Annotated in this window: 22 protein-coding genes, 1 tRNA gene and 1 riboswitch; of the genes, 14 read left to right on the top strand and 9 right to left on the bottom strand. The window is 66.5% G+C overall.

Annotated elements, in window-relative coordinates:
• Window positions 1–12 precede the first annotated feature (12 nt).
• Together WAQ08_RS04195 and WAQ08_RS04190 are read right to left on the bottom strand one after the other, a co-directional pair.
• The gene (locus WAQ08_RS04195; RefSeq protein WP_422189381.1) at window positions 13–1,200 is read right to left on the bottom strand and encodes an efflux RND transporter periplasmic adaptor subunit; all 1,188 of its coding nucleotides are present in this window, start codon (window positions 1,198–1,200) and stop codon (window positions 13–15) included.
• Window positions 1,201–1,353: 153 nt separating this feature from the next.
• On the bottom strand, window positions 1,354–2,178 hold the full coding sequence (locus WAQ08_RS04190) for an alpha/beta hydrolase (protein WP_422189380.1): 825 nt from the start codon (window positions 2,176–2,178) through the stop codon (window positions 1,354–1,356).
• Window positions 2,179–2,277: 99 nt separating this feature from the next.
• On the opposite strand from WAQ08_RS04190, the gene WAQ08_RS04185 reads away from it, so the two are divergent.
• From WAQ08_RS04185 to WAQ08_RS04150, 8 genes are all read left to right on the top strand, one after another.
• Window positions 2,278–3,186, top strand: a complete 909-nt coding sequence (locus WAQ08_RS04185) for a LysR family transcriptional regulator (RefSeq protein WP_422189379.1) — start codon at window positions 2,278–2,280, stop codon at window positions 3,184–3,186.
• Between the two features lie 98 nt (window positions 3,187–3,284).
• Window positions 3,285–3,812 carry a GAF domain-containing protein gene (locus WAQ08_RS04180; protein WP_422189378.1) on the top strand — a complete coding sequence of 176 codons (528 nt, stop codon included), beginning with the start codon at window positions 3,285–3,287 and terminating at the stop codon, window positions 3,810–3,812.
• Window positions 3,802–4,206, top strand: a complete 405-nt coding sequence (locus WAQ08_RS04175; protein ID WP_422189377.1) for a response regulator — start codon at window positions 3,802–3,804, stop codon at window positions 4,204–4,206. The genes WAQ08_RS04180 and WAQ08_RS04175 overlap by 11 nt, the downstream gene beginning before the upstream one ends.
• A 21-nt stretch (window positions 4,207–4,227) precedes the next feature.
• Window positions 4,228–4,959 (top strand): glutamine amidotransferase, encoded by a 732-nt coding sequence (locus tag WAQ08_RS04170; protein WP_422189376.1) that lies wholly within the window; start codon window positions 4,228–4,230, stop codon window positions 4,957–4,959.
• Window positions 4,960–5,055: 96 nt separating this feature from the next.
• A complete protein-coding gene (gene alaC, locus WAQ08_RS04165; protein ID WP_422189375.1) occupies window positions 5,056–6,264 on the top strand; it encodes an alanine transaminase in 1,209 nt (402 codons plus the stop codon).
• 205 nt (window positions 6,265–6,469) lie between these two features.
• Entirely contained in the window at window positions 6,470–9,658 is a 3,189-nt protein-coding gene (locus WAQ08_RS04160; protein ID WP_422189374.1) for a diguanylate cyclase domain-containing protein, read from the top strand.
• A 149-nt stretch (window positions 9,659–9,807) separates the two neighbouring features.
• Window positions 9,808–10,227: a hypothetical protein gene (locus WAQ08_RS04155; protein WP_422189373.1), complete on the top strand. Its 420-nt coding sequence runs from the start codon at window positions 9,808–9,810 to the stop codon at window positions 10,225–10,227.
• A 166-nt stretch (window positions 10,228–10,393) separates the two neighbouring features.
• Window positions 10,394–11,791 carry a sigma-54-dependent transcriptional regulator gene (locus WAQ08_RS04150; RefSeq protein WP_422189372.1) on the top strand — a complete coding sequence of 466 codons (1,398 nt, stop codon included), beginning with the start codon at window positions 10,394–10,396 and terminating at the stop codon, window positions 11,789–11,791.
• Between the two features lie 243 nt (window positions 11,792–12,034).
• Here WAQ08_RS04150 and WAQ08_RS04145 read toward each other — a convergent pair whose 3' ends face one another.
• Entirely contained in the window at window positions 12,035–13,504 is a 1,470-nt protein-coding gene (locus WAQ08_RS04145; RefSeq protein ID WP_422189371.1) for an RNA polymerase factor sigma-54, read from the bottom strand.
• Between the two features lie 430 nt (window positions 13,505–13,934).
• On the opposite strand from WAQ08_RS04145, the gene WAQ08_RS04140 reads away from it, so the two are divergent.
• Window positions 13,935–14,555, top strand: a complete 621-nt coding sequence (locus WAQ08_RS04140; RefSeq protein ID WP_422189370.1) for a hemerythrin domain-containing protein — start codon at window positions 13,935–13,937, stop codon at window positions 14,553–14,555.
• A gap of 21 nt (window positions 14,556–14,576) precedes the next feature.
• Complete coding sequence (locus tag WAQ08_RS04135; RefSeq protein ID WP_422189369.1) at window positions 14,577–15,380, top strand: DUF4142 domain-containing protein; 804 nt, start codon at window positions 14,577–14,579, stop codon at window positions 15,378–15,380.
• Between the two features lie 14 nt (window positions 15,381–15,394).
• Here WAQ08_RS04135 and WAQ08_RS04130 read toward each other — a convergent pair whose 3' ends face one another.
• Window positions 15,395–15,853, bottom strand: a complete 459-nt coding sequence (locus WAQ08_RS04130; RefSeq protein ID WP_422189368.1) for a hypothetical protein — start codon at window positions 15,851–15,853, stop codon at window positions 15,395–15,397.
• Between the two features lie 106 nt (window positions 15,854–15,959).
• Complete coding sequence (locus WAQ08_RS04125) at window positions 15,960–16,364, bottom strand: hypothetical protein (protein WP_422189367.1); 405 nt, start codon at window positions 16,362–16,364, stop codon at window positions 15,960–15,962.
• A 168-nt stretch (window positions 16,365–16,532) separates the two neighbouring features.
• Here WAQ08_RS04125 and WAQ08_RS04120 point away from each other — a divergent pair, with 168 nt between their 5' ends.
• From WAQ08_RS04120 to WAQ08_RS04110, 3 genes are all read left to right on the top strand, one after another.
• Window positions 16,533–16,868: a four-helix bundle copper-binding protein gene (locus tag WAQ08_RS04120; RefSeq protein ID WP_422189366.1), complete on the top strand. Its 336-nt coding sequence runs from the start codon at window positions 16,533–16,535 to the stop codon at window positions 16,866–16,868.
• A 63-nt stretch (window positions 16,869–16,931) separates the two neighbouring features.
• Window positions 16,932–17,528, top strand: a complete 597-nt coding sequence (locus WAQ08_RS04115; protein ID WP_422189365.1) for an Hsp20/alpha crystallin family protein — start codon at window positions 16,932–16,934, stop codon at window positions 17,526–17,528.
• A 15-nt stretch (window positions 17,529–17,543) separates the two neighbouring features.
• Complete coding sequence (locus tag WAQ08_RS04110; protein WP_422189364.1) at window positions 17,544–17,900, top strand: hypothetical protein; 357 nt, start codon at window positions 17,544–17,546, stop codon at window positions 17,898–17,900.
• 91 nt (window positions 17,901–17,991) lie between these two features.
• Here WAQ08_RS04110 and WAQ08_RS04105 read toward each other — a convergent pair.
• Both WAQ08_RS04105 and WAQ08_RS04100 read right to left on the bottom strand, forming a co-directional pair.
• Window positions 17,992–18,067 (bottom strand) — tRNA-Ala (locus WAQ08_RS04105).
• 58 nt (window positions 18,068–18,125) lie between these two features.
• A complete protein-coding gene (locus tag WAQ08_RS04100; protein WP_422189363.1) occupies window positions 18,126–19,019 on the bottom strand; it encodes an NAD(P)-dependent oxidoreductase in 894 nt (297 codons plus the stop codon).
• Window positions 19,020–19,188: 169 nt separating this feature from the next.
• Here WAQ08_RS04100 and WAQ08_RS04095 point away from each other — a divergent pair, with 169 nt between their 5' ends.
• Window positions 19,189–20,184, top strand: coding sequence for a GGDEF domain-containing protein (locus tag WAQ08_RS04095; protein WP_422189362.1), 996 nt, complete (start codon window positions 19,189–19,191; stop codon window positions 20,182–20,184).
• Between the two features lie 372 nt (window positions 20,185–20,556).
• Here WAQ08_RS04095 and WAQ08_RS04090 read toward each other — a convergent pair whose 3' ends face one another.
• Together WAQ08_RS04090 and WAQ08_RS04085 are read right to left on the bottom strand one after the other, a co-directional pair.
• On the bottom strand, window positions 20,557–20,889 hold the full coding sequence (locus WAQ08_RS04090; RefSeq protein ID WP_422189361.1) for a cell division protein ZapA: 333 nt from the start codon (window positions 20,887–20,889) through the stop codon (window positions 20,557–20,559).
• Entirely contained in the window at window positions 20,886–21,128 is a 243-nt protein-coding gene (locus tag WAQ08_RS04085) for a DUF904 domain-containing protein (protein WP_422189360.1), read from the bottom strand. Before WAQ08_RS04085 ends, WAQ08_RS04090 begins: the two co-directional genes overlap by 4 nt.
• 121 nt (window positions 21,129–21,249) lie before the next feature.
• Window positions 21,250–21,489: riboswitch (cobalamin riboswitch) on the top strand.
• Window positions 21,490–21,545 lie beyond the last annotated feature (56 nt).

Here is a 21,545-nt window from a genome sequence, read left to right as displayed (position 1 = left end):
GTCCTCGCTGGTTTATTGCTTGGCGGCAGCAGCGGCCGAGGCGCCACCTTGTGGCGCTTCCATCGGCACGACCTGCGGGGCCACGGGCGCACCAGGGCGCACGCGCTGCAGGCCATCGACCACCACCTTGTCACCGGCCTTCAGGCCCGACGAGACCACGCGCAGCGGGCCCACCGTGGTGCCCAGTTGCACGGGGCGGTACTCGGGGATGTTGTTGGCCGCCACCACGTAGACGAACTTGCGGTTCTGATCGGTGCCGATGGCACGTTCGGCCACCAGGGTCGATGCCGCACCGGTCGATGCATCAGCACCCACCTGCACCTTGGCGAACAGCCCCGGGGTCAGCAGACCGTCCTTGTTGTCGATCACGGCGCGCATGCGCACGCTGCCGGCCTGCGGGTCGATCTGGTTGTCGACGAACTCCAGGCGGCCTTCGTGCGGCACGCCCTGTTCGTTGGCCAGGCCGATCCGCACCTTCAGCGCGGCGGGGTTGCTGCGGGCCAGCTTGCCCACCTGCAGGTAGGTGGCTTCATCGCTGTTGAAGCTCACGTACATCGGGTTGGCCGACACCAGGGAGGTCAGCACGGTGGTGCCGTCCACCAGGTTGCCCACGGTGACCTCGGCCTTGCCGACGCGGCCGTCGAAGGGCGCGCGGATGGTGGTCCATTCCAGGTTCAGGCGGGCGGTCTGCAGCGCGGCCTGGTCGGCGCGGGCACCGGCATCAAGCTGGCTCACGGTGGAGGTGCGCTCGTCGTAGTCGCGCTGGGCGATGGCGTTCTCGGCCAGCAGGCGCTTGGAGCGGGCCTGCTCGGTGCGGGCCAGCTCCAGCTTGGCCTGCGAGCTGGCGGCGGCGGCTTCGGCGCGGGCCACTTCAGCCTGGTAGGGGCGCTGGTCGATCACGAAGAGCACATCGCCCTTCTTGACCAATGCGCCGGGCTTGAGCTGCACGCGGTCGATGTAGCCAGACACGCGTGGGCGCAACTGGGCACGGTCGATCGCTTCGACCAGGCCGGAGAACTCGCGCTGCTCGGACACCTGGCGGGTGATCACTTCAGCGACGGAGACGGGCGCGGCTGGCGGTGCGCCACCGGGGGCGGCCTGGGCGCTCTGCCCTTCACCACAGCCGGCAAGGGTGCCGAGGGCGAGCGCGGCAGCAAGGGCGCTCATGCTCAGGACAAAACGGGGTTGGACGGATTTCATGGAGATCGCTCCCGGGGTCGAAAGGGATTGGACGAGGGTGTGAAGACGAGGGTGCTGCATGGGGTTGTGGTCGATGCTTCTTGTTCTGGGGGGTGTTCTTGTTGTTGTGCGCGCTTCTTCTTGTGGAGGCTGGGGCGTGGGTTCGCTTGGGCTTCACTGGTTGTCGATGAGGAACTGCCTCATCGCGGTGACACAGGGGTCGTCAGCGGCCAGCGAACATCGCTCCTTGTTGTCGAGGATGTCTTCGGGGGGGGGGAGGGTGATCTGTGCGACCTCGTTGCCGGCCTGGAGCAGCTTCTCGGCATAGGCGCGGCCTTCGTCCGAGAACGGATCACCCTCGGTGTGCACGATCAGCGTCGGGGGCAGGTTGCCCAGGCGGCTGGCATGCAGCGGGCTGGCATAGGGGTGCAGGCGGTCAGCCGGGTTGGGCAGGTACAGCCGGTAGCTGCGCTCCACATCACGCGCCAGCTTGCGGGTGGCGTTCTCGTCGGCGGCGCAGCGCATGGAGGGGCAGTGCAGGTTGGCGTCCAGCATGGGCGTGACCAGGATCTGGCCGGCCAGCTCGGGCCCCTGGCGATCACGGCACACCAGGGCCGACACGGCCGCCAGGTTGCCCCCTGCTTCCACCCCACCGACGAACAGGTGCGTCCCCTTCCAGCCCAGTTTCGTGCGATGGCGCACGGCCTGGGTCAGCACCGCGTGGGCGTCCTCGACCGCAGCAGGGAAGGGGCGCTCGGGCGCCAGGGGGTAGCAGGGGGCCAGGATGTTGATCTCGCAAGCGTCGGCCAGCACGCGCAGGCACGGGTCGGAGGCTTCGGTGTCGTCCACCACGAAGCCACCGGGGTGGAAGAACACCACCAGCGTCTCGTTCGCCTTCTTGCGCGGGGCACCCCTGAACAGGCGCACGTGCACCTGGCCGGCATGGCCGGGCCAGTCGAACGATTCGTCGGCGCCGGATGGATCAAGAAGATCGGACATGGAGGAGGCAACAAGGGGATTCGAGGCTTGCCACTTTATTGATTGCTCGATTGTCAATAAACTACCTTTAACGGAATTGACTGTTCAGGAATTCGAACAATGGACAAGATCAAGGCGCTCGAAACCTTCGTGGCGGTGGTGGATACGGGCGGGTTTACCCGCGCGGCGGAGCTGCTCAGCGCGCCCAAGGCCACCATCTCGACCCTGGTTCAGGAACTGGAAACCCAGCTCGGTGTCCGATTGCTGCACCGCACCACGCGCAAGGTCACGGTCACTGCCGATGGCGCGGCCTACTACGAGCGCTGCCGTCGCATCCTGGACGACCTGCGCGAGGCGGATGAATCCGTGTCGTCCCGCCAGGGCTTGCCCAGCGGACGCCTGCGCGTGGACGTGCCCACCAGCATGGCCAGTTTCCTGATGTTCACGGGCATGAGCGACTTCCTCACGCGCTACCCGGACATCAGCCTTGAGATGGGGTGCAGCGACCGGGTGGTCAACATGGTCACCGAGGGCGTGGACTGCGTGATTCGCGTGGGCGATGTCAGCGATCCCACGCTGGTGGCGCGCCGCATCGGCTCCATGCAGTTCAAGACCTGTGCGGCGCGCAGCTATGTGGATGCCCACGGCCTGCCCGGCCATCCTGATGATCTGCGCAGCCATCGCTGGGTCAACTACTTCATGCCCGGGCGCGTGGCGGCCACCTGGGATTTCGCCAAGGACGGCCAGCGCATCGAGCTGCAGCCGGAAGGTGGCCTGTCGGTCAATGATTCGAACGTGTACGAGGACGCGGTGCTCGCCGGCCTGGGCATTGGCCAGTTGCCCAGCTTCACCTTCGAATGCGCCTGCCGTGCGGGCGTGCTGGTGGCCGTGTTGCCCGACTGGACGACCGACCCGCTGCCGGTGTACGTGCTGTTCCCATCGAACCGGCACCTGTCGACCAAGGTGCAGGCCTTTGTGGAGTGGATGGCCGAGTTCTTCGAGAAGACCCCGGGCCTGCGGCGCGTCTAGATCCTGGCAATGCCCGCACGGATCGACCGCCTTGCGCATTGACAAATGCGAGGCATGCCGGGATGCTTGGGGCTCATCACTCCCGTGACCGACAGCCCATGAAGCTCGCACCCATCCCAAGCGACGACCTTCAGCGCCTGCAGGCCTTGCGCGAACTGCTGATCCTCGACACGCCCCCCGAAGAGCGCTTCGACCGGGTGGTCGCCTTCGCCGCCGCGGAGTTCGACGTGCCGATCTGCGTGATCAGCCTGGTCGACGAGAACCGCCAGTGGTTCAAATCCAGGGTGGGGGTGGATGTCTGCGAGACCCCGCGCGATGTGTCCTTCTGCGGCCATGCGCTCGAACAATCCGATGTGCTGCTGATCGAGGATGCCCGCCTGGACGAGCGCTTCCACGACAACCCGCTCGTCACCGGCGAGCCCCACATCCGTTTCTATGCGGGCGCGCCGCTCGTGCTGGCATCGGGCTTCGTGGCCGGCACGCTGTGCGTCATCGACACCAAACCCCGGCAGGTCGATGCCCTGGATCTGGCCATCCTGGGTTCGCTGCGCGACCTGGTGGTGTCCGAGCTGCAGGGCCAGGCCACGGCCGATGCCGTCGAGGAAGGGAGTCTGCATGGCGTCTGACCGCTTCAACCTGCTGCTGGTCGAGCCGCACTTCGTGCTGCGCAGCACGGTCACCTCGGTGGCGCGCAGCCTGAACCTGGGCGAGATCCACGCCGCCCCCAGCCGCGAGGCCGCATCGCAGATGCTGATGGCCCGCCGCTTCGATGCCTTCGTGATCGCGGTAGGCCCCGACGGCGAGGGCCTCAAGCTGATCAACGCCATCCGCGCAGGCACAGGCCGCAGCCCAAGCGATGCCGCCGTGGTGGTCATGGCCGAGTTCTGCGATGAGCGCGCCATCCTGGCATTCAAAGAACTGAAGGTGCGTCGCATCCTGCTCAAGCCCTTCAAGGTCAAGGATGTGCTCGAGACCATCCAGGCCCTGGCCCAGCTTGAGCACCAGGCCGTGGCAGGTTGATTTCTCCTTGATGATGTCGGCATGAGCACAAACACCTCTGCACGCCCTTGGGAGGGCAAGACCGTCACCGTGGTGCAGCACCTGTCCTTCGAGGATCTGGGCTCCTTCGCCCCCGTGCTGGATGACTTGGGCTTCGATGTGCGCTACCGCCAGGCCGGTGTCGATGAACTGGGCAGCAGCGTGGCCAGTGCCGACCTGCTGGTGGTGCTGGGCGGCCCCATCGGGGTGTATGAAGCGCAGGCCTATCCTTTCCTGGTCGATGAAGTGGCCGCGCTGGGTGCACGCCTGCGCGCAGGGCGCCCCACGCTGGGCATCTGCCTGGGCGCGCAATTGATCGCCAAGGCCCTGGGGGCACGTGTCTACCCGGGCGAGTTCAAGGAGATCGGCTTCTCGGAGCTGACCTACAGCCCAGAGGGCATGAAGTCGCCGCTCAAGCACCTGGCGGGTACACCCGTGCTGCACTGGCATGGCGACACCTTCGATCTGCCCGAGGGTGCCAAGCGGCTCGCGTCCACGGTGCATTACCCCAACCAGGCCTTCTCGGTGGGGGGCAATGTGCTGGGCCTGCAGTTCCACCCCGAATCCGAGGCCGCGCGCTTCGAGCGCTGGCTGATCGGTCATGCCTGCGAGCTGGCCAAGGCCGGCATCGACATCCCGGCGCTGCGGGCCGACAACGTGCTGCTGGGCCGGGGCTTGGAAGAAGCCGGTGCCCGCCTGCTCACCGACTGGCTCGGGGGCGTGAACTGGTCTTGATGCCGCGCACGATGACGCTATGATGGTTTCCGGCGGCATCATCCGCCGCCAGCGTCGCTCGGACGGTTCCGGGCGCTCACGTTGATTGGAAACCACATGTCTGCTTCCCCAGGCAAGCGCCGCTTTGCGCGCATTGATCGCCTGCCCCCGTACGTCTTCAACATCACGGCCGAACTCAAGCTGGCCGCCCGCCGACGCGGTGAAGACATCATCGACATGAGCATGGGCAATCCCGATGGGGCCACGCCGCCGCACATCGTCGCCAAGCTCACCGAAGTGGCCCAGCGCCCCGATACCCACGGCTACTCGGCCTCCAAGGGCATCCCCCGGCTGCGGCGCGCCATCTCGCACTGGTACAAGGCTCGCTACGACGTCGACATCGACGCCGACAAGGAAGCCATCGTCACCATCGGCTCCAAGGAAGGGCTGGCCCACCTGATGCTGGCCACGCTGGACCGTGGCGACACCGTGCTGGTGCCCGACCCCAGCTACCCCATCCACATCTATGGTGCCGTGATCGCCGGGGCGGACATCCGCTCCGTGCCGCTGGTGCCCGGCGTGGACTTCTTCGCCGAACTGGAAAAGGCCATCCGCGGCAGCTACCCCAAGCCCAAGATGATGGTGCTGGGCTTTCCCAGCAACCCGACCGCGCAGTGCGTGGAGCTGGACTTCTTCGAGCGCGTGATCGCGTTGGCGCGCAAGCACGATATCTTCGTGGTGCATGACCTGGCCTACGCCGACATCGTGTTCGACGGCTGGAAGGCGCCGTCGATCATGCAGGTGCCTGGCGCCAAGGACATCGCGGTCGAGTTCTTCACGCTGAGCAAGAGCTACAACATGGCTGGCTGGCGCGTGGGCTTCATGGTGGGCAACCCCGAGCTGGTGGCCGCGCTGGCCCGCATCAAGAGCTACCACGACTACGGCACCTTCACGCCGCTGCAGGTGGCGGCCATCGCCGCGCTGGAGGGTGATCAGCAGTGCGTGAAGGACATCGCCGCGCAGTACCAGAAGCGGCGCGACGTGCTGTTCAAGGGCCTGACCGAGGCGGGCTGGGAGGTCGATTGCCCCAAAGCTTCGATGTACATCTGGGCCCGCATTCCGGAGCGCTACCGGCACCTGGGTTCGCTGGAGTTTGCCCGCCAGTTGCTGGACAAGGCCAAGGTCTGCGTGTCACCGGGCATCGGCTTTGGCGACCATGGCGACGACCATGTCCGGTTTGCCCTGATCGAGAACGAATCCCGTATCCGACAGGCGGTTCGGGGCATCAAGGCCATGTTCAAGCAGGATGGCATCACGGCGCCATGATGGCGGCCTGACGCCGAGGAGGGGGTGACGACCATGCGGAAGGCGCCCCTTCTGCCCGGTTTTCCACGCTTCTCGGTGCTGCAGGCTGTGGCCGAATGATGCATGACCCGCTACGCTGTGCCTGAGGCGATGGTGATCGGGTCGTCCCGCCCGCCTGTCTGCGTGTCTGACAGGGCCAGGTGGATCTTCAGAGATGAACTTGCCGATGAGAAGCTTGCATGTCTCGGGGCGCCAGTTGGCCGCGTTCTTCTGCGCGGTGGCAGGCTTGGTGGTCATGGGGTCCGTGTTGACGGGGCACCAGGCTTGGTTGCGCCTGTTGCCCAGTTCGTCGCCGCCGGTGTTCAACGTGGGCGTGCTGTTCCTGCTCAGCGCACGGCTGGTGCGAGATTCTCATCGCCGTCCGAACCTGGGCACCCGGCTGGCCGCCCTGGCGCTGGTGGTGCTGCCGGCTGCAGTGCTGGCCCAGACGGTGTTCGGCATCGACCTGGGCCTGGATGAACGCGGCCTTCACCAGACCTTCGGTGATGTGACCAACCCCGGGCGCCTGGCACCCAATACCTGCGCCGCCTTCATCTGCTATGGCGCGGCGGTGGCCTTGCTGCACGACAGGCCTGCGGGGCGCTGGGTGCGCGGCCTGATCTTCACGCTGATGGCGGGGGGCTTCCTGCTGGGCTTGTCCGCCCTGGCCGGCTACCTGCTGGACCTGGAGGTGCTCTACCGCGTGATGGGCTTCAACAAGATGTCCATCCTGTCCTCGGTGGTGCTGCTGATCGTGGGGGCGACGCTGTGGGTGGCCATGATGCGCCGCGAGCCCTCGCGGTTGTATGAGCTGCAGGAAAACCGCATCACGGCCGTGGCCGCCACCGTGCTCAGCGTGGTGGCCGTGCTGTCCGGCATGACCACCTTCGCGGTGCTGCAGGCCGGCTTCAAGGAGTCGGTGGCGGAGGAGGCTGGCGACAAGGCCCGGGGCCAGGCCATCGCCTTCGAGCACAGCCTGGAGCGCAGCATCGAGTCCGCACGGGACGTGGCCCGCCAGTTGGACCTGCGCAGGGTGATGGCGCGTCTGGAGCAGGCCCCGCATGACGCTCAGGCCCTGGCCGAGCTGGGCGAGGTGGTCGACAGCTTCAGCGTCCATGATTTCTCTGCCGTGTCCGTCTACCTCAGCAACGGCTACTCCCTGATGGACATGGGTGACCTGCGCATGGGCTATGCCCAGGCGCGTCTGCCCATCGAGGGTGAGTTCACCTGGCTGCTGTGGGACAACGGCCTGCTGCTGCGCACCCGCACCGATGTGATCCACCAGGGCCGTACCGTGGGGGTGCTGGTCAGCGAGATGCGGCTCAACACCCTGACCGATCTGATGCAGGCCCTGCAGAGCGATGGGCGCACCGATGACCTTGTATTGTGCAGCCGTGTCGGAGACCGTGCGGCCTGCCTGCCGTCGCGTTTCTACCCGGCCAACAAGCACATCGATCTGGTCGGCCAGGGCCTGGTACAGCAACCCATTGCCCGCGCGCTGGCGGGCGAGTCTGGCAGCGATATCGTGAGGGACTTGCGCGGTACGCAGGTGCAGTCCGGCTATGCCCAACTGGGCACATTCAACCTGGGCATGGAGGTCAAGACCGACCTGAGCGAGCTGTACGCGCCGCTCAAGGCCCGCCTGAACGTCGTGTTCGGCGTGGTCGTGATGTTCGTGGTGCTGGGCGCCTGGCTGCTGCGCACGCGCGTGCACCCGCTGGCCGAGCGCGTGGTGGCGGATCAGCGCCGCATGCGCGCGGTGCTGGCCACCTCGCACGAGGCGTTCGTGGCTGTCGATGGGCAAGGCCTGGTGTCCGAGTGGAACGCCGAAGCCGAGCGCACCTTCGGCTGGACGCGCGATGAGGCGCTGGGCCGCACGATGCAGTCGCTGATCATCCCCGAGCGGCTGCGGGTGGTCGGCTCCATGGAGGATTTCATGGGCGGCGGCGGGGTACAGCCGGCGGCCGTCAACCGCCGGCTGGAACTGGTGGCCCAGCACAAGAATGGGCGCGAGTTCCCGATCGAGATCAGCATCAGCCGCACGGGTGGCCAGGAGTCGCACAGCTTCGCGGCCTTCATGCATGACATCTCCGAGCGGCTGGCTGACCAGGCCCTGTTGGCCGACAAGGAAAAACGCCTGCGCGACGTGACCAACAACATCCCGGCCATGATCGGCCACTTCGATGTCAACGAGGTCTGCACCTTCGCCAATGACCGCGGGCTCAAGGCGCTGGGCGTGTCGCGCGAGCAGGTGCCCGGGATCACCTTGCGCCAGGCGTTGGGTGAGGCGCAATACCAGCAGCACGAGCCCGGTGTGCGTGAGGCGCTGGCGGGCCGCTATGCCAGCGTCGAGGGCGAATCGTCCTTGAACGGCCGCCCGGTGTTCTACCAGGCGCACATGGTGCCTGACCGCGACCGCATGGGCGGCGTGCGTGGCTTCTACCTGATGACCTTCGACGTGACACCGCTCAAGGAGTACCAGAACGCCCTGGCGGCTGGTGAGGATCGCCTGCGCACCATCACCGACAACCTGCCCGTGCTGATCGCCTACATCGACCGCGAGCACCGCTTCCAGTTCGCCAACGGCACCTACCGCGACTGGCTGGGGCTGGATCCCTCGTCACTCGTCGGCCAGCGTGTTCTGGACATGGTGGGCCCGGCCCTGTATGAAGAGCGCCGCATCAACATCGATCGTGCCCTGGCGGGCGAGCGGGTGGATTTCGAGGTGCAATCGACCACCCAGGGCGTGCCGCGCCACCTGCAGACCTCGTACCTGCCGGACCGCAGGCCAGACGGCAGTGTGTCCGGCATCTACACGCTGAGCACCGATGTGACCGTGCTCAAGACCGCCGAGCAGCAGATGCGGCAACTGGCGCGCTACGACACGCTGACCGGCCTGCCCAACCGCCTGCAGTTCGAAGAGAAGCTGCCGGAAGCCATGGCCCGCTGCGCGCGCTCGCGCCGGCCCATGGCGCTGATGTTCCTGGATGTCGACAAGTTCAAGACCATCAACGACACACTGGGCCATTCGGCGGGTGACGAGGTGCTCAAGGAGTTCGGGCACCGCCTGGTGGCCTGTGTGCGCAAGACGGACACGGTGGCGCGGCTGGCGGGGGATGAGTTCGTGGTGATCCTGGAGGGGCTCAATTCCATCGACGAGCCGCAGTTCGTGGCGCGCAAGATCATTGCCACCATCGGCGGTGAGTTCCGGGTGCTGGGGCATCCGCTGGCAGTGTCAACCAGCCTGGGCATCGTGCTCTACGAGGGGGGCGACGATGTGTCGCCGGCCCGCTTGCTGGCGCGGGCTGATGAGGCCTTGTACGAGGCCAAGGCTGCAGGGCGCAACACCTTCCGGATGGCATCGCGGCTGGGTTGAGCACGCAGGCCCGGCCCATCAGGGCTGACCCTGTAGGTGAACGCGAAAACCGCTGTCAGGCAAGCAGAGTCTGTCTGTGGGTGCGTGCTGTTTTCATGGCGCGGCTTGTCTGACGGCGGCTTGGATGGATGGCCACAAGTGGCTGGGGCATGCCGTTTGCCCTGTTGAAGACACTCACCCAACTGGATGCCGACAGCGTCCTTTTGGGCCGTTTTCACACCCTCGATCACCTGAAGTCCATGAAACCATTTGCAAATCCATGCGCGCAGATGCAAGCGCCGGGTGCGGTGTTTCTGCTGTTTTCTGAAGACCTTGACACGCTGCTGCGGCGGGCCGGGCCTGCGCCCGCGCCAATGCCGCCAAGCCCTCCGATCCCAGAGCCGGCGCGGCCTCCAGAGCCGTTGCCCCAACCCGAGCCACCGCCGCCGGAGATCGAGGATCCGCCCCCTGTGGAGAACCCCGTGCCGGTCCATGAGCCGCCCTACATGCCACCGCCCATGGCCTTGACAACCTCTGTGTCGATGACGCATGCGGCCAAGCGGCAGGCAGACGGCACGCTGCTTGCCTAGCACCGCCGCATCAACGACTTTTTCATGCTGCCTCAAGGCCTCACTGTACGTGGGGGCTGGGCTGCAGCATGTGCGCTGACCTGTAAAGATTCCAGACATGGCTCGCGATGGCCTTCTTTTTTTGCCATTGCATCGGAGCCGGGAATCATTTGTAGAAAGGTCAGAGATGGCGCATGCATTGGTGGTGGATGACGAGGCGGACGCGGCCGAGATGATGGCTGCGCTGATCGCGACGGAAGGCTTCACCGTGGCCACGGCGGGCTCGCTCAAGGATGCGCGCAGGCAGCTCGCGCTGCAGGAGCCCGATGTGGTGCTGCTCGATCTGGTGCTGCCCGATGGCAGTGGCATGCAACTGGTCGAAGATGCCAAGGCCCTGGGCAATACCGAGGTGGTGCTGATCACGGGCCATGCGAGCCTGGACACCTCGATCCAGGCCCTGCGCCTGGGCGCGGCGGATTACCTGGTCAAGCCGATCAACCTCAAGCAGCTCAGTGGCATCCTGTCCCGCCTGATCAAGCCCTCGGCCTTGCAGGCAGAGGCCTCCGATCTGATGGCAGGCCTGGAGCGCGAAGGCCACTTCGGCCAGCTGTGGGGGCGATCCGCGCCCATGCGCCGGGTCTATGAGCAGATACTGCGTGTGTCCGGCACCGGCGTGACGGTGTTCATCACCGGCGAGAGCGGCTGCGGCAAAGAGGTGGTGGCCAGCACGGTGCACGACCTCAGCCGGCGCCGTAACCAGCCCTTCCTGGCAGTGAACTGCGGGGCCATCTCGCCGCACCTGATGGAAAGCGAGATCTTCGGGCACGAGAAGGGCAGCTTCACCGGGGCGGACCGCCAGCACCAGGGCTTCTTCGAACGGGCCTGTGGCGGAACGCTCTTCCTCGACGAAATCACCGAGATGCCGCTGGACCTGCAGGTCAAGCTGCTGCGTGTGCTGGAAAGCGGCACCTTCATGCGCGTGGGCTCCACCCAGGTGCAAGAGACGGATGTGCGCATCATCGCGGCCACCAACCGCCCCCCCCAGGAGGCAGTGGCCACTGGCAAGTTGCGCGAGGATCTGCTGTACCGCCTCAATGTGTTCCCCATCCACCTGTCGCCGCTGCGTGACCGGCTGGACGATGTCCCGCTCATCGCGGAGCACTTTCTGGACGATATCTCGCGCCGTGAGGGCCAGGTCAAGCGCTTCGCGCCGCAGGCCCTGCAGCGGCTGGGGGCCTACCATTGGCCGGGCAACGTGCGCGAGTTGCGCAACATCGTGCAGCGGGCCTATGTGATGGCGCCTGACTCGATCATCGTGGATGAGTGCCTGCCTGCCTCGCCGGATGCGCCGGTGCAGGGGCTCGATGGCGCGCCTGTGCTGCAGATCCGCGTGGGCACGCCGCTGGCCGAGGCCGAGCGTCAGCTCACGCTGGCCACGCTGGCGCATTGCGGCCGCCACAAGGAGCGCACGGCCGCCACCCTGGGCGTGAGCCTCAAGACGCTCTATAACCGCCTCAAGGAGTACGCCACCGTGCCCGAGCAGGATGTTGATGGTAGTGATGGGGGCAGTGCCCCGCGCACGTGATGGCGGCTTGAATGCCCGGGCGGCCTTGCCGGTCGCCGGGCAGCAGCGACGTGAGCACGAGGCCTGGCAGAAGCAGCAAAGCGAGGCTGGTTTGCATGGCGCGGTGAGGCCAGGCGAGCCAGGCCCTTATGGCGACTAGGGTGAAGTGCAGGGCCACGATGCGGGCTATTGTTTCGGTGGGCGCAACAAGGCAGACAAGGCCAAAAGTACCGGCCCTGCCCGCAAACCCGCCAAGCCTTGAACTCAGCCCACCCGGCGTCGCTGCTCCACCGCCGGGATCTTCATCAGCTGTCGGTACTTGGTGACGGTGCGCCGTGCCACAGTCAAACCCTGGCGGGCCAGCCGGCGGGCGATCTCCGCGTCAGACAGCGGCTGGACCGGGTCTTCCGCATCCAGCATGTCCTTGATCACGCCACGTATGGCGGTGGCCGAGCAGGCACCACCATTGGCCGTCGGCATCGGCCGCGAGAAGAAGAACTTCAGCTCGAAGACGCCGGCCGGGGTGGCCATGTACTTGTTGTTCGTCACCCGTGAGACGGTGGATTCATGCAGGCCCACCTCATCCGCGATCTCGCGCAGGGCCATGGGCTTCATCGCCAGCGGGCCATGCTCCAGGAACTGTCGTTGCCGGTTGAGGATGGCCTGAGCCACCGACAGGATGGTGGAAAAGCGCTGCTCCACATTGCGCATCGTCCAGCGGGCTTCCTGCAGATGGGCGGCGAGTTCTCCGTGGCGGCCATCGCGGTGCTGGCGGAACAGCTCCGCGTAGCGCTGGTTCAGGCGCACCTTGGGCATGATGGCCGGGTTGAGTGCGGCCACCCACTGGTCCTTGATCTTGCGCACGACCACGTCGGGGGTGATGTAGCGGATGTCGGCGCTGCCCAACTGCCAGCCGGGACGGGGGTTGAGCCGGCGGATCCGGTCGCAGGCGGCTTCGATCTCGGCGGGCTCGCGTACCAGGCGGCGTGCCAGGGCGGCCACATCGTGCTGGGCCAGTTTGTCCATGTGCCCTTCGATGATCTCGGCCGTCAACGCGCGCAGCGCTTCGTCTTCGATCTCGGGCAGCTGCAGCAGCAGGCACTCGGCCACGCTGCGGGCGCCGACGCCCACGGGTTCGAGCGATTGAACCAGCTTGAGGGCCATGTTCATCTCGGCCATGTCCACGGCGGGCTCCAGCTCGCACAACGCGGCCAGTTCGGACAGATCGGTGCGCAGGTAGCCGTCATCGTCCAGCGATTCGATCACGCAGCCCACCAGCGTGCGATCCCGGTCCGACAGCGGGCGGGTGTTGATCTGGCGGTGCAGGTGAGGGCGCAGGCCTTCGTCGGCGGCCATCAGGTCGATGGTGCTCACATCACCATCGTGGCGCGGGGAGCGTGGGGTCGTGCTGGCCGACCACGGGTTGGGATCCCAGGCATCGGCGCCCAGTGCTGGGTCTTCGGCGCTGCTGGTGTCGGCCACGGATGGCGGGCTGGCCTCCGTGGGCTGAGGGTCTGCCGCGTGCGTTGAGGATGCGTCTGCCTCAGGTGCTGACGACGGCTCGTCCTGGGCTTCATCGGGCTCCAGAAAAGGGTTACGCCCCAGGGCATCTCGTACTTCCTGCGCGAAGTCCAGCGATGACAGCTGCAGCAGGCGCACCGCTTGCTGTAGGCGCGGCGTGAGGGCTTGATGCTGGCGGTGTTCCTGGCGAAGGACGGGTGTCGGCATGGGCATGGCGTGTCTCTCTGTGTTGTGGACCCATGGCCTGTGCCGCAACAAGCATGCCGATGCGTGTAAGCAATCGCACCGCATGTAGGACAAGGTGACAGCCAGACCTGATACCGGCTCGATGTTGCCGCGATTTGCCGCGTGCTCGGTGCAGCAGCGGGCAGAACAAGGCGTAGGTGGTGGCGTGTTGTCAGTGGATGCCTTCAAAAGGCCATGGCACACCTTGCTGTCACGGCCAGGGTCAGGCTGGATGCCGCCCGTGCGCACCCGTGCGGGCCAGTCGATCTGGCCGTTGGGGTGCAAGGATTGCTGCAAGGTTTGCCGATCGAGGCAGGCATGGCCGCGCCCATGGCTGACTGCGGCCCATGGCAGCGCGCCTGAAGGCAAGGCACGCGCCTTGCCCCTGGGCTGGACACCTCTGCAGACAGGAGACCCCATGCGCACCGACGCCATGCAAGCCGAGCTCGCCCCGCCACGGCAGGCGAGCCGTGGCCCTCGTGCCCACACGCACGCCCGCGCGGAGGTTCTGCGCATGCTCAAGGAAGATCACCGCATCGCCAAGACAGCCTTCAGAGAGTTCGAGCGCCTGGACGCCCAGGCCGAGGCGGAGGTGTGCGAAAACATCATCCGCCAGACCTGCATGGAGCTGGAAGTGCACACGAGGCTGGAGGAAGAACTCTTCTATCCCACCGTGCGCGAGGCCCTGGCCCACGCCGAACTGATCGATGACGCCGAGGTAGAGCACCAGACCATGCTCATGCTGCTCGATCAGGTGCGCAAGCTGCGCCCTGGCGATGCCCGGCAGGCAGCCACCTTCCGTGTGCTGGGCGAATACGTGCGGCACCACATCAAGGAAGAAGAGGGCGAGATGTTCCGGCAGATCTCGCACGCCCGGCTCGATTGGGTCCGCCTGCACGAGGACATGCGGGCGCGGCGCCACCAACTGCTGGCCGAGGTGGACGAGCCCCTTCACATCACCATGCTCGAGCCCGGCGAGGCCATCGGCCTGCAGCCGTCGTTCGATGTGCCCTATGTACGCGTGGGGCGCCATCCCTGAGACCCATTGCGGAGAACGATCATGAACTTCACGCGACGCGATGTTCATCACGCCCAACCCTCGCGGCGCAAGACGGTGGCAGGCGCCACCTTGTCGGCGCTGATGGCGGTGGCCTTGCTCAGTGCCTGCGAGCGCGAGATCACGCCTCCGAAGATGGGCAGCAATGACATCACCCAGGCACCACCGATCTCTACCGCCCAGGGCGACGCCTCTCCCCGCCTGGGCACGGATTCGACCACCGTGGCCACCTCGGACGGCGGCAGCTTCGAGACCATGACCCGCGACAACCCCACCAGCGCGGGCCTGCCCAGCAGCACCCAGGTGCAGCAGCATCAGGCGGGCACTGCCATCGCCGGTGGTGACGCGATGGCGCCATCCACCGCCGCCACGCTCAACAACGCCGAGCGGCTGTTCATTGCCCGTGCGAGCGAGAAGAGCCAGTTCGAAATCCTCGTGTCGGAGTTGGCGGCGGACAAGGCCACGGACCCGGCCCTCAAGTCCTACGCGGCCATGGTCGCGGCCGACCACAAGGGTGCTGACGAGGAACTCAAGCGCCTCGCGGCTGGCCATGGTGTTGAGTTGACGCCGTCGCTCAATGCGCAGGACCGCAAGACGCTCGCGGCCTTGCAGCAGGCCCAGGGTGCTGCTTTCGACAAGCAATATCTGCAGACCGTAGGCGTCAACGAGCACGAAAAGAACGTGGCCGTTTTCGAGCAGGCCAGCAACGATGCGCAGAACCCTGCTGTGAAGGACTATGTGCAGTCGACGCTGCCTACGCTGAGGTCTCACCTGGACGCGGCCCGCAAACTGCAGGTCAAGGGGTGAGGCTGTAGGTCAGGTCAGGGCAGTTCGACCCGCCCATCGCGCATGGCCTGCTCGGCATCGGCCTTGGCCCGATTGAACTGCTCGCGTGCTTCGAGCTTGCAGGTGCGCGTCACGGTGCCGCTGCGCTGACCGCACACACGCAGGTTCACCTCCAGATCGGCTTGGGCGATGGAGAGCCGCGCCACATGGGCCGCCTGTGGCGTGCCCTGGTAGCGGGCTTCGGCGCGTTGCTCACGCTTGGTTCGCTCGGCCTTGGCCGTCCACTGGCAGACATCCTTGTCGCGCACAGGCAGCCTGCCGCACTGGGCCAGCGCGGCCTGGTACTGCTGGCCGGCTTCCGTGCGGGCCTGTGCCAGGGCTTGCTTGTCCCCGGCATCCTGGGCCAGGGCCCAGACCGGTGCCGAGCAACACAAGGCCACCAGCCATGCAGGCCAGTGCTTGCCGCGAGAGACATTGTTGAATGGGCTTGCCATGATGTCGTGCTGGCCTCCTGGGGTGTCAATGCCGTGATCAATGCCCTTGAGACACGGCGCGGCCCATGAGGTTCCCCTCCTCGGTTGCCGCGCCGGGCCGTGTCGATCAGCGGACCTGGCTGTTGCCGCTGCCGCCGCCCGCACGGTGCGGGTCGTCGATCACGCTGGGGTTCTTGGCCGCATCGTGGGGGCGCTTGGCCTTCTTGGTAGCGTGGTCCTTCTTGTGAGGCTTGCTGGCGCCGGCCTCCGGTGTGGTGCCGGCGGCGGTCGGAGGCGCGGCGTTGTAGTCCACGGAGGGGGCGGCGGGCGCCAGGTTCGGATCCTGCTGCTGGGGCAGGCTGCCTGCGGCGTTGCCGGGCAAGCCTGATGTGCCGGACGAGCCGTTCACGGCGCCTGCGGGATTGGAGGGCGTGCCTTGTTCCAGGCTGGAACTCTGAGCCATTGCCGCGCCGCTGGCCAGAAGGGCCGCGGAGGCGATCAGGGAGAGTCGTTGACGGATGTATTGGTTCATGGTCGGATCTTTCAGTCGGTGGTTGAGGTGTGACAACCGACAGCGCCAGACGCTGCCTGCTCAGGCTGGGCAACCGGCGTGCCTCCCTGCTTGCCGCCCCGCTGAGATGTGTGCCGTGGGCGCATCGTTTGCCTGCGGCCAGCATCCCCACAGCCCGGAGCCTTCGCCATGTCCCCTCTTGCCATCGACGGCTGTATCCAGGCATGCCAGGCCTGCGCGGATGCCTGCGACCGGTGTGCTGCCGCCTGCCTGGCCGAGCATGATCCCAAGGCCATGGCGCGCTGTATCGCCCTGAACATGGATTGCGCCGACATGTGCCGCTTGGCCGCGGCCATGTTGGCGCGGCAGAGCCAGTTCCTGCATTCCATCTGCCAGTTGTGCGCCGTGGTGTGCAAGGCCTGCGCGCAGGAGTGTGCCCAGCACCCCATGGCCCATTGCCGCGCCTGTGCCGAAGCGTGCATGCGCTGCGCCCGCGAATGCGAGCGCATGAGCCAACCCTTGTGAGGCCGTGTTGTGCCTGGGCATGCACCTTGCCCTTCCACATGGCAGCAACCACAGGAGTCCACCATGGCATCCCAGTTCCCCATTCCTTTTGTCGGTCCACGCGAACTGCGGCGCTTCGATCCCTTCGATGACCTGACCCAGGAAATGAGCCGCCTGTTCGGTAACTTTTTCCCGGGGGCCGGCAGCTTGATGGGCTTGCCTGCCCGCGCCGCGGACCTGGTGTCCCTGCCGCGCCTGGATGTGCAGGAGGACGAGGCCGAGATCCGTGTCTTTGCTGAACTGCCCGGGGTCGATGCGGCCGATGTCGATGTGCGCGTCGATGACGATGTGCTGACCATCTCGGGCGAGAAGAAGGCACTCGCCGCAGGCCACACCAGCAGCTACCACGTGATGGAGCGCAGCTTTGGCCAGTTCAGGCGGGCCATCGCCTTGCCGTTTTCGCCGGAGCCGCAGGCTGTGGAGGCCCACTTTGACCTGGGCGTGTTGACGGTGCGCCTGCCCAAGCCCGTGCAGGCTGCCCGCAGTGGTCGCATCGCAGTGCGCCAAGGGGCGCCGGCCGAGCTGGACCCAGGGCGTGCCAAGGCCTATCTGCACGATCAGCAGCGCATGCCTGCGGGCCCGGAAAGCGAGCTCAAGATGGGCGATGAGCCCGCGCATTGAACGAGGAGTACGACCATGAACCCACATCCTTTTCCGCTGAGAGCAATGGCCGTCGGCACGGTGCTGGGACTGGCCTTGTGTGCCGGTGCCAACGCCCAGATCCCCGGTGATGCGCCGGGCGGTGCGCCCCAGTTCCGTGATGCCACAGGCGTGCTGCAGCCTGGATCAGGCGCAGCAGGCACCACGGGGACCAACAGCGGCACCTGGACGCCCAAGCCCTTGCGACGTGACACGGTTGAGCAGGCGCCACCAGCCAGCGGGCCGGTGTCTGCGCAGCCTGCATCTGCCAGCGCCAGGAAGAAGGCCGAGATAACCAGCGCAGCTTCTGCGCCTGCCAAGGTGGCGCCGGCCGCGAAGGCCAAGCCGCGATAGGGTGTTGCGGCGCGTTGCCTGCTCGGGCCGTTGTGCTTGGTCGTGCTTGCGCGAGATTGCTCGAAGCAGGCAAGTGGTGCACATGGGCTGATGGTGGACCGAAGGAGGATCGAACTCCCGACCTCTGCATTGCGAACGCAGCGCTCTCCCAGCTGAGCTATCGGCCCTTGCGCACCAGTCTAGCAAAAATGGCAGCCTTGCCAGGGCGCCTGCTCTTGGCTTGGATCAAGCCTTGTCCTGGCGGTGCTGCAGTTCCTTGAACAGTGCTGCTTGATCCAGATCGGCCAAGCCGTGATCGGCCGCAGAGGCGTACAGCGCGGTCAGTGCATTGGTGATGGGCGCATCAAAGCCCATGCCGGCTGCCGTATGCAGCGCATTGCGCATGTCCTTGAGCTGGATGGCCAGGGCCCCGCGTTTGGCGAAATCGCCTTGCACCATGCGCTGCCCGTGCACCTCCAGGATCCGGCTTTCGGCGAAGCCGCCGCGCAGGGCTTCGCGCACCTTGGCTGGGTCGGCGCCGCCACGCTCGGCCAGCAGCAAGGCCTCGGCCACCGCGCCGATGGTGATGCCCACGATCATCTGGTTGGCCAGCTTGGCCAGCTGCCCGCTGCCGGCAGGGCCCACGTGCACGGGCCGGCCCATGGCCTGCAGGGCCTCGCGGGCGCGTTCCACATCGGCTGCCTCACCGCCGGCCATGATGGCCAGGGTGCCGGCTTCCGCCCCCAGGGTGCCGCCGGACACCGGTGCGTCCAGTGCGGCGCAGCCCATGGTCGCCAAGCGCTGGGCATGGTCACGCGCCTGCTCGGGCAGGATGGAGCTCATGTCCACCACCAGGGCGCCGGGCTGCAGGCCGGCCGCGGCTGCCTCCTGCGCGGGCAGGCCAAGGCCGCCGAACAGCACCTCGGCCACCACGCCACCATGTTCCAGCATGGTGATGACGATGTCCGCGTCGGCCACGGCCTGGGCCGGGGTGTCGGCGATCCGGGCGCCGGTGTCGGCCAGCGCTTGGGCCTTGGCCCGTGTCCGGTTCCACAAAGTCAAGGGAAAACCCGCTGTCGCCAAGCGCCGCGCCATGGGCGCACCCATCAAGCCGCAGCCCAGCAGGCTGATTCGTCGCATCTTGAAACTCGCTAATCCGCTCATTGATGAGCAAAATGTCCGTCAAACGAGGCAAAGGCCATGTTGATCCCTTGTTTGAAGGACAGCCGCTGCCTTGAATTTGCGCCAACATAGCGCATGTTCGGGATTTTCGCTCCCCCCGGTTGAGACAACGACAGCAATGAACGACATGGCCGATTCTCTCGCGACGGTGGCCCCGCGACTGAACGGGCTGGAGGACGCCTTGGTCCACAGCCTGGAGCAGTTGGGCGCGGGCGTGCTGATCAAGCACCTGGGCACCGGCCGCTATGAATACGCCAGTGCTGCCGCTCGCACCCTGTGGGCCGGGGCACGTGATCCCCTGGGCGCAACAGACGCTGAACTGTTCGATGCCGTGCAGGCCGTGGCCCTGCGCGCGGCCGATCAGCAGGCCGTGGCCCTGAGCAATGGTTTTGCCGCCGAGCACCGCCTGGAGCGCCAGGGCGAGCGCCGTGAATACCTGGTGTGGCGCCAGTCCCTGCGTGATGAATCAGGCCAGCCTTCGCGTGTGCTGAGCAGTTGGCAGGACATCACCGAGCAGCGCAAGCGCGAGCAGCAGTTGCAGGCCGCGTTCAAGCAGCTCGAGCAGCAGCAACTGGCCAATGCCGAGTTGCGCCGCGAGATGGAGGACAACCAGGTCCGCGACAACGTGTCGGGCCTGTACCACCGCGCCCACTTCGAAGAACAACTGCGCCGCGAGGCTGACCTGTCCAGCCGCGAGCAGCGTGAGTTCGCCATCGTGTCCGTGTCGGTCGATGGCATGGACGAGATCCGCCAGACCTACGGGGCCGACAGCTGCGAGCGCGTGGTCGAGGCCCTGGGCCGCCTGTTGCGCGCCAACACCCGCGCGATGGATTCCCCCTGCCGCCTTGGCGGCGACCGCTTCGTGGTGCTGCTGTCGGGCGTGGGCCTGGCCACGGCGCACTCGCGCATGGAGCACCTGCGCAAGCAGTGCTCGCAGCACATCGTGGCCTACAACGGCCAGCAGATCCCCTTCACCGTCAGCATGGGCATCGCCAGCTTCCCGCATACGGCCGGCTCGGTTGAAGAGTTGATGCGCAGCGCCGACCGCGCCATGGGCATCTCGCGCGAGAAGGGCGGCAACCACCTCACGCTGGCCAGCATCCAGTTCGTGCCCGCGGGCTGAACTGAATCACCTGGCTGCTGTCACTGCCCCGCTGCAGGGCGCAGCGCCCAAGAAAAAACCGGCACGGGCTTCAAAGCACCGGCCGGTTTTTTGTTGAATAGGTGTCCGCCGCGAACCAGTCACCGCACTCCTGAACCCAGGGGATTCAGGTGGGCGAGGTCAGCTTGACTTCGGGTTCATCTGACGCGAGACGATCGCACCAGCCAAGCAATGTTCCAGGCCCTGGCTCAATGAGCATCGGTTCAAGGAAATATTGGCTTCCGCGAACGCGACGAACACCTTCATTGTAGGCCCGAGCCCTGAACCGCAAACCCTAAGCTGCGTGTGGCTTGCGGGTTTAGTTGACAGATCGACAACAGACGCGCTGCGGGTTTACAGCAGGTGGCCGTCGTCGTTGAGCGTGGCGTCCAGCCGTGTGATCAGGGTGTCCAGGTATTCCTTGGACACGGCGTTGTCGCCGGATTGGGCGGACGCTTCTGCGGAGGGCGTGGCGGCGCTGGGGGGCGGCATCGAGGCCAGCTCGTAGGCCAGGTTCAGGGCGGCCAGCACGGCGATGCGCTCGCGCGCCTTGAGCTTGCCGGCGTCGCGGATGGCACACATCTCGCGGTCCACGTGGCTGACGGCCTGACGCAGTTGCGGCTCGCCGCCGTCGGGGCAGCCCAGCAGGTAGCTCTGCCCCATGATGGAGACTTCGATCTGTTTCATGCGCGGTCGTCAGGCGGGAGCTCGTCGTCCTCGCCGGCGGTGGCCGAGGCGGGGGCGGGCAATTTGTCGATCAGGGTGTCGATGCGGGCACGGGCGGCCGACAGGCGCGCGCGCAGCGAATCACGCTCTTGCGTGGTCACCTGCAGTTGCTGCTGCAGCAGGGCGTTGGTGCGCTGCAGTTCCTCGTGGCGCAGCAGCAGGCGCTCGACGCGGTCGGTCAGGTCTTCGATCCTGGACATGAGGGTGGGCCCTCGCTCCCATGGTGGCCTCTGCGGAGGCGGAACCCGGATTGTAGGCGGCGAAACCGGCGCGCAGGCTGGGGCGCGCCCTTACGTTCCCTTACGCGCTTTGGTCACTCGCCTTACAATGCCGCCCGTTGGTGCTCGCGCCGGGGTTCACTCGGCGCAGTTAAACGGGAAGCAAGAGGGTCTGACGCACCACCGGTGCCAGCCCGACTTGCGCTGCCCCCGCAACGGTCGGCGGTCAAGCCCTGCAAGGGGCTTCGCTCGTGTTTTACAGCCACTGGGTGTTCACGCATCTGGGAAGGCTTCACGGGTCGAACCGCCCAGCCCGGATACCGGCCAGCAGGGGGTGTGATGGCACAGGGCCTGGGGCCGTGCTGTCGCGCCATGTCGCCTCATGCCTGGCGGGGATGC

Source organism: Aquabacterium sp., from assembly GCF_049274795.1.
Lineage (GTDB): Bacteria > Pseudomonadota > Gammaproteobacteria > Burkholderiales > Burkholderiaceae_C > Aquabacterium.
The sequence above is the reverse complement of the archived record's forward strand: the minus strand, read 5'-3'. Positions and strand labels throughout refer to the sequence as shown.